Annotated in this window: 7 protein-coding genes; 1 reads left to right on the top strand and 6 read right to left on the bottom strand. The window is 68.7% G+C overall.

Features of this window, described 5'->3' with window-relative positions:
• A partial coding sequence (locus ACJ8AT_RS25580; protein WP_407740474.1) for a CBS domain-containing protein occupies positions 1-155 on the top strand: 155 nt, incomplete at its 5' end.
• Between the two features lie 18 nt (positions 156-173).
• Here the strand turns inward: ACJ8AT_RS25580 and ACJ8AT_RS25575 are convergent.
• From ACJ8AT_RS25575 to dapB, 6 genes are all read right to left on the bottom strand, one after another.
• Positions 174-737, bottom strand: coding sequence for an imm11 family protein (locus ACJ8AT_RS25575; protein ID WP_407740473.1), 564 nt, complete (start codon positions 735-737; stop codon positions 174-176).
• An 18-nt stretch (positions 738-755) separates the two neighbouring features.
• Entirely contained in the window at positions 756-1928 is a 1173-nt protein-coding gene (locus tag ACJ8AT_RS25570; RefSeq protein ID WP_407740472.1) for an AHH domain-containing protein, read from the bottom strand.
• 656 nt (positions 1929-2584) lie between these two features.
• Positions 2585-3949 (bottom strand): hypothetical protein, encoded by a 1365-nt coding sequence (locus ACJ8AT_RS25565; RefSeq protein ID WP_407740471.1) that lies wholly within the window; start codon positions 3947-3949, stop codon positions 2585-2587.
• A complete protein-coding gene (folK, locus tag ACJ8AT_RS25560; RefSeq protein ID WP_407740470.1) occupies positions 3946-4476 on the bottom strand; it encodes a 2-amino-4-hydroxy-6-hydroxymethyldihydropteridine diphosphokinase in 531 nt (176 codons plus the stop codon). The genes ACJ8AT_RS25565 and folK overlap by 4 nt, the downstream gene beginning before the upstream one ends.
• The gene (locus tag ACJ8AT_RS25555) at positions 4473-5246 is read right to left on the bottom strand and encodes a fumarylacetoacetate hydrolase family protein (protein ID WP_407740469.1); all 774 of its coding nucleotides are present in this window, start codon (positions 5244-5246) and stop codon (positions 4473-4475) included. The genes folK and ACJ8AT_RS25555 overlap by 4 nt, the downstream gene beginning before the upstream one ends.
• Positions 5243-6055 carry a 4-hydroxy-tetrahydrodipicolinate reductase gene (dapB, locus tag ACJ8AT_RS25550; protein ID WP_407740468.1) on the bottom strand — a complete coding sequence of 271 codons (813 nt, stop codon included), beginning with the start codon at positions 6053-6055 and terminating at the stop codon, positions 5243-5245. The genes ACJ8AT_RS25555 and dapB overlap by 4 nt, the downstream gene beginning before the upstream one ends.
• Positions 6056-6069: the final 14 nt, after the last annotated feature.

Here is a 6069-nt window from a genome sequence, read left to right as displayed (position 1 = left end):
GCAGACCCCGGTGCGTGAGCCCGGAGACGCTGGTGCTCACCGCCGCGGCGCAGATGCGCGAGGCCCGGGTGGATCAGCTCCCGGTGGTGGATGCCGAGGGCCGCGCCGTGGGCCTGCTGGACGTGCAGGATCTGCTGGCCGCGCGGTTCGTGTAACGCACCCTCGACAGGACGTTAGACCTCCTCGAACCTCGTGCCGGTGGCGCCCATCTGCTCCAAACCGTCCTTGATGACCTCGGAGACAATCAGGGGGCCCTCCCACCCCTCGCAACGAAACACCTTCGCACTGCCCACCTGGGACTTGTCGATGCGCAGGTCCCGCACGGACATGTACTGACCCACCTTGTGGGGCACTCCATTTTCATGGGTCCAGAGCCGGATCCGGGACGCCTGCTCATTGATGCAGCGGAATCGGCGTGTGGCCACCAGGATGAGGTACTGATCCGGCTGGCCCTCTATATCCACGGGGAGCAACTGCACATCATCCGGGGCTAGTTCCGCGAACAGGGACGCAACGCGGACATGGACCACCGGAAGCCGGACGCCTGCTTCCGTGTAGTCCAGGGGCTTGCCTGCACCCTCGACGGGGATTCTCAAGCGTTCCTGGATGTGGACGGGCTCCCCAAGCCTGAACTGCCAATCATCCAATTCGACGCCCTGGCTGTTCCTGGGCATCCCCAAGTCCCAGCGGTGCGGGATGTACACATCGTCGGCGAGTTTGAAGAAACGCTGAGGCACTGGCTCTACTTAACGCGGCTACTGCCGGGTGACGAGTTGGTTGAGTTCGGTTCCCGGGGTGGCGATCTGCTTGGCCAGTTGCCGGAGTTGGCTGGTCAGCGCTTCACGGCACTCCACGACGCTCCGGCAGCCCCGCGTTGCAGTGTCCAGTTCTTCAAAGACAATCTCGTGGTACTGCTGAGGATGCGGACCATAATGTCCTTCCAGAGGGATCTTGTTCGCGGGGTCCTCCAGCGACATCCCCGCTTTGGCGAAGATGCGGCGGAACTTGGGAGTCCACGGGCCCCCACGTGAGGAGTCCTTGTCGTTGCAGACGGTGGCGATGTGGTGCGTCTCCACGCACGGGCCCTTGCCGCTCGCCGTGCCCCTCGCCGTCATGGCCACCGCGTTGGCGCCCACCGTGACGGTGACGGCATCATCCGCCAGCGCGATCTCCTCCACTGTCCCCAGGGCCGGCAGCGAGAGTCCCACCTGCTCCTCGGCCTGCACGGCCACCTGCGCTGAGCCTGGCAGCGTCTCCACCGTCGCCGCGAACCCCTGAGCCGTCTGCCCAATGGCCGCCAGCAGCAGCAGGGCCACCGCCTTGGCGGACTCCTGCCCCAGAATCCTTCCGAAGCGCTCGCCCGCATCCCGGATCTGCTCGAAGGTGGTGGCCCCCTTCACCGCCTCCATCAGCTCAAACCAGCCGGCCACCAGGTCATGGAGCGTGGCGTAGCCCACATAGAGAATGACCCCCACGCCCAGGGCCGCCACCAGCGCTGGCGCCACCGGGCTGAGCGCCAGAATCAAGAGCATGGAACCCAACGTCCAGAGGGCCGAGTTGATCAGCTCGTGGACGTTCACCATGTCTCCCAGCGCCTTCTTCATCTCCTCGAGCACCGGGCTCTTGCTCAGGGCCATGGCCCACATGTACCGGCCCTGCATGTCCAGGTAGCGCCCCGCCACCAGCGCTCCTCCCAGGCAGTCGCAGTGGACGCCGTACGCCTGCTGGCACCACACCCGGTAGCGCTCGGCCAGCTCCACGTCCGCCTTCGTCAACGTGCCGTCCCAGTCGCCCGGCCCCGTGGGCACCAGCTTCTTGTCCCTCAGCAGGTACAGGTAATTGCCGCTCAGCGGGTCCATCTGAAACGTCCGCTCCGCTGTCTGGCGTGGTGTGCCCGTCAGCCGCACCCGGCGCGCCAGTCTCCTCATGGCCTGCTGGAACTGCTCTTCCTCCAACTCGACGGGCTGCACCTCAGCGCTGCGGGAGATGTGGAGAACAGCCTTGCCCCCCTCCATCTCCACTTGGGGAACCCGGGGGATACTCGCGCACCCGACTATCAGCGCCATTAACAGGGGATTGAGCCACCACAGCAGCCGCCACGGCATGGGGTTACTCCCTTCAATGTGAGCAGGAGAACAGGCTAGAGGGCTGCTTCGGGCCAGAGGAGGAGTGGCTGGGTAGTGCCCCGCAACCCCACCCTGGAGACTCTCGTCCCGCAGCGGCCAGCTCCAGATGGCACGGCGAACACTTACAAAGGATCCGCCATGGGAACCCCATGCACCTCGGTGCCCCAACGATATTGGGCTCCTTCAGCCCTGCGGACACCAGCGCTGCCCTGGTGTCAGTTGCACCGGGCATTCCTCCACTCCTGAACGGCAGGGCGACCCGAATGCGGGTTGCGGCTGGCGGCCCGAATGCAGATTTTCAACCAAGCGAAAGTCCTTCACCGCCGGATCCAGACTTCCAACCAGTTGGAAGTGCGCAACCGCCGGATCCACGGGTCCTCTCGCTTCGTGACGCTCCAGGCAAGCGCTGAGGATTCCGGCACATTTTTCGCCCGAGCTGAGGCTCGCGGGGTGACGGACTACTGGCTCGCCTTGGCCTGCAGGGAGGACTTGTTGGGGTAGTCCGGCACGGTGGCCAGCAGCTTCGCCCAGAGCGCCTTGGCGCCCTTGGCGTCACCCTTGGCCATGAGCGTGTCGCCCAGCTTCTCCACCGCCGCCGCGTCCGAGCTCACCGCCACGCCCCAGACACGGTCCGCCATCGGCTTGCCCAGCCCGACCAGCGCCCAGGCCATGCCCGCCTTCGCGCGGCCGTTCTCCGGCTGGAAGGGCACCACGCGCCGGTACACGCCGAGCGCCTCGTCGTACTTGCCCTTGGCCAGATCGTCCTCGCCCTCCTCCACCAGCTTGGCCAGGCCGGCCTCCAGCTCGGGCGTGCGCTCGGTGTTCTGGACGGCGTCCACCATCTCCTGCGTCAGCGCGGGCGGCCCATCCTGCCCCGAGCCCTGCCCCGCCATCGGCCCGCCCGCGCCCGCCATCGGCCCCGCGGCCATCATGGGCGCCTGGGGCGGCTCCTTCGGCATCTGGGACAGGCGGATGCGCCGGTCCTCCGCGCGGGTCTTCTTCCACTTCTCCCGGCCACCCGCCTTGATCGTGTCCTGGGCGAACTGGCTGAGCTGCTTCGCCAGCTCCACCCGTGACGAGTCCGGGTGCGCCGCGATGAAGGCCTCGAAGCCCTCGCGCGCCGCCTGCAGCGCCTTGAGGTCCTCGCCCTTCGTCTCGTACAGCACCGCCGAGCGCGAGAAGAGCGCCTCCTCCTCCGAGGGCGCCACGTCCAGCACCCGCTCGTACACCGCCAGCGCGCCCGCCTTGTCGCCCGTCAGGTAGAGCGCGTTGCCGTGCATCGCCTCCACCTCCAGCACCGGCATCAGCGCCGCCTTCGCGCAGGCCGCAGCGCCCGCCGCGTCACCCTGCTTCGCGCGGTCCTCGGCCACCTTGGCCATCTCCTCCACCGGCGTGGTCGCGGTGAAGCCACACCTGGCCTCGTCCGCGCTCGGCACGGGCTTCTTGCCCAGCTTCTTGCGCTGCTCCACGAACAGCGCTCGCGTGGCCACGGCCTTCTGCTCGGCCTGCATGAAGTAGACGATCGCGTCCGAGGACCGGCCGTTCGTGTAGTAGAGCTTGCCGAGCGAAGAGGCGATCTCGAACGTCTTCTCCCGCGTGCGCAGGCCCTCGGTCGAGTCGAGCTGCTTGAGCAGCTCCTCGGCGGTGGGCGGCGCCCGGCCTGGGCCCGTCATGGGCGGGTGGCCCTCGGGCAGCGGGCCCGTGGAGGGCGGCATGGCGGGAGAGGCCTCGGTCCCCGGCGGGATGGCCGGGTGGTTGGGCGGAAGGTTGGTGGGCTCGGCGGCGAGCAGCGCCGCGGTCGCGAGGGCAAGGCAGAGGGTCATGACTCGTTCACCAGAGGGCTCGCTTCGGGCCACACGTTGGCCGAGAGCCTGCGGACATCCTGTGGCGCCAGGCCGGTGAGGAGCTCCCTCACCGTCGCGCCCAGCACCGGGTGCTTCAAATCGGGGGCCAGCTCCACCAGCGGCTCGAGCGCGAAGCGGCGCTTGTGCAGCTCCAGGTGCGGCACCTGGAGGTTCGGCTCGGCCACCACCTCGTCATCCCAGAGGAGGATGTCGAGATCAATGGGCCGAGGCCCCCAGCGCACGCCTTCCCGGCGGCGGCCCAGATCCTGCTCAATCCGCTGGAGGATGGTGAGCAGCCGCGACGGCGGCAGCCCGCACTCCAGCTCGACCACGGCGTTGAGGTAGCGCGGCTGAGGCGGGCCCACCGGGGCGCTGTCGAAGAGCGAGGAGCAGCGCAGCACGGCGACCGCGTCAATGCGCGAGAGCGCCTCCAGGGCCGCCACGAGGTGGCCCTCCCGGTCTCCCTGGTTGGATCCCAGTCCCACGTAGACGTTGGTGGTGCTCACGGCTCCATCTCAACCGGGTTGGCCAGGGTCCCGATTCCCTCGAGCTCCACTTCCACCGTATCCCCGGCCGCCAGCTTCCCTACCCCGGACGGCGTCCCCGTGCTGATCATGTCCCCTGGCAACAGCGTCATGATCTTCGAGATGAAGGACACCAGCGCCGCCGGGCCGAACACCATGTCGGAGGTGCGGCTGTCCTGTCGCACCTGCCCGTTCACCCGGCACATGATGCGCAGATCCGACGACGGGGGCACGCCCGTCACCGCCCAGGGGCCGGCGCAGGAGAAGGTGTCGTAGCTCTTGGCGCGGGTGTGCTGCACCTCGCGGCGCTGGATGTCTCGGGCCGTCACGTCATTGAAGCAGGTGAGCCCGAAGATTCCGCGTGCGGCGGTGGCCTCGTCCGCGTTCTTCAGCTTCTCGCCGATGATGAGCCCCAGCTCCGCCTCGTAGTGCACCTCCGCGCTCGCCTTGGGGATGCGGATGGGCGAGCGCGGCCCGTTGAGCGAGGTGGAGGGCTTCATGAAGATGAGCGGCTCGGGTGGCACCGGCTTGCCCATCTCCTCCGCGTGCTTGCGGTAGTTCTGCCCGATGCAGACGATCTTGGAGGCCTCGGCGGGCACCAGCAGCGTGAGCCCCGTCAGCGCGCGCCGCAGCCCCGTCTCCTTGCCCCCGGCCCAGGGCGCGGCGTTGAGGACGACGACTTCGTTGCCGTCGATGCGGCCGTACCAGGCACGGCCCTCGTGAAGGAAGCGGCAGTAGCGTGTGACGCTCATGATGTCCTCTTGAGGCCAAGCACATCGGCCATGTCGTAGAGCCCGGGGCGCTGCTTCACCACCCAGTTTGCCGCGCGGAGCGCGCCCTTGGCGAACTGGTCCCGGCTGGCCGCCCGGTGGGTGAGCTCGACTCGCTCGCCCTCCCCGAAGAAGAAGACTGTGTGCTCGCCTACCACGTCTCCTCCGCGCAGGGCCTGCACGCCGATCTCCTTCGGAGTGCGCGCGCCGATCTGGCCGTGGCGCTCGAAGACGAGATCCTCGCTCGTGCGCCCGAGCGCCTGGGCGAGCACCTCCGCCAGCCGCAGCGCGGTGCCCGAGGGCGCGTCCTTCTTCATCCGGTGGTGCGTCTCCACCACCTCCACGTCGAAGCCGTCGCCGAGCACCCGCGCCAGCTCCGCCGCCATCTGGATGACGACGTTGACGCCCACCGAGGTGTTGGGCGCCAGCACCACGGGGATGGACCGGGCGGCGGCGGCCACCTGCTCCCGGGACTCGGCCGTAAAGCCCGTGGAGCCAATCACCATGGGCACGCCGCGCGCCGCGCACACCCGCGCGTGCGCCACGCTCACCTCGGCGCTGGTGAAGTCGATCACCACCTGGGCGCCCTCGAGAGCCCGGCCCAGCTCGTCCACCACCTTGAGCCCGAGCGGCTCGCTCAGGCGCGCGGCCAGGGCGGCGTCCTGCCCCACCGCGGCGCTCCCCGGGCGAGCCGTGGCGCCCACCACGGAGAAGCCCGGGGTGGTGCGCGCCAGCCGCAGCAGCGTGCTGCCCATGCGGCCCGAAACACCGGTGATGACGGTCTGAAGCATCGAGTCCTCCGAGG

It is taken from the genome of Hyalangium sp. (assembly GCF_045802625.1).
Lineage (GTDB): Bacteria > Myxococcota > Myxococcia > Myxococcales > Myxococcaceae > Hyalangium.
The sequence above is the reverse complement of the archived record's forward strand: the minus strand, read 5'-3'. Positions and strand labels throughout refer to the sequence as shown.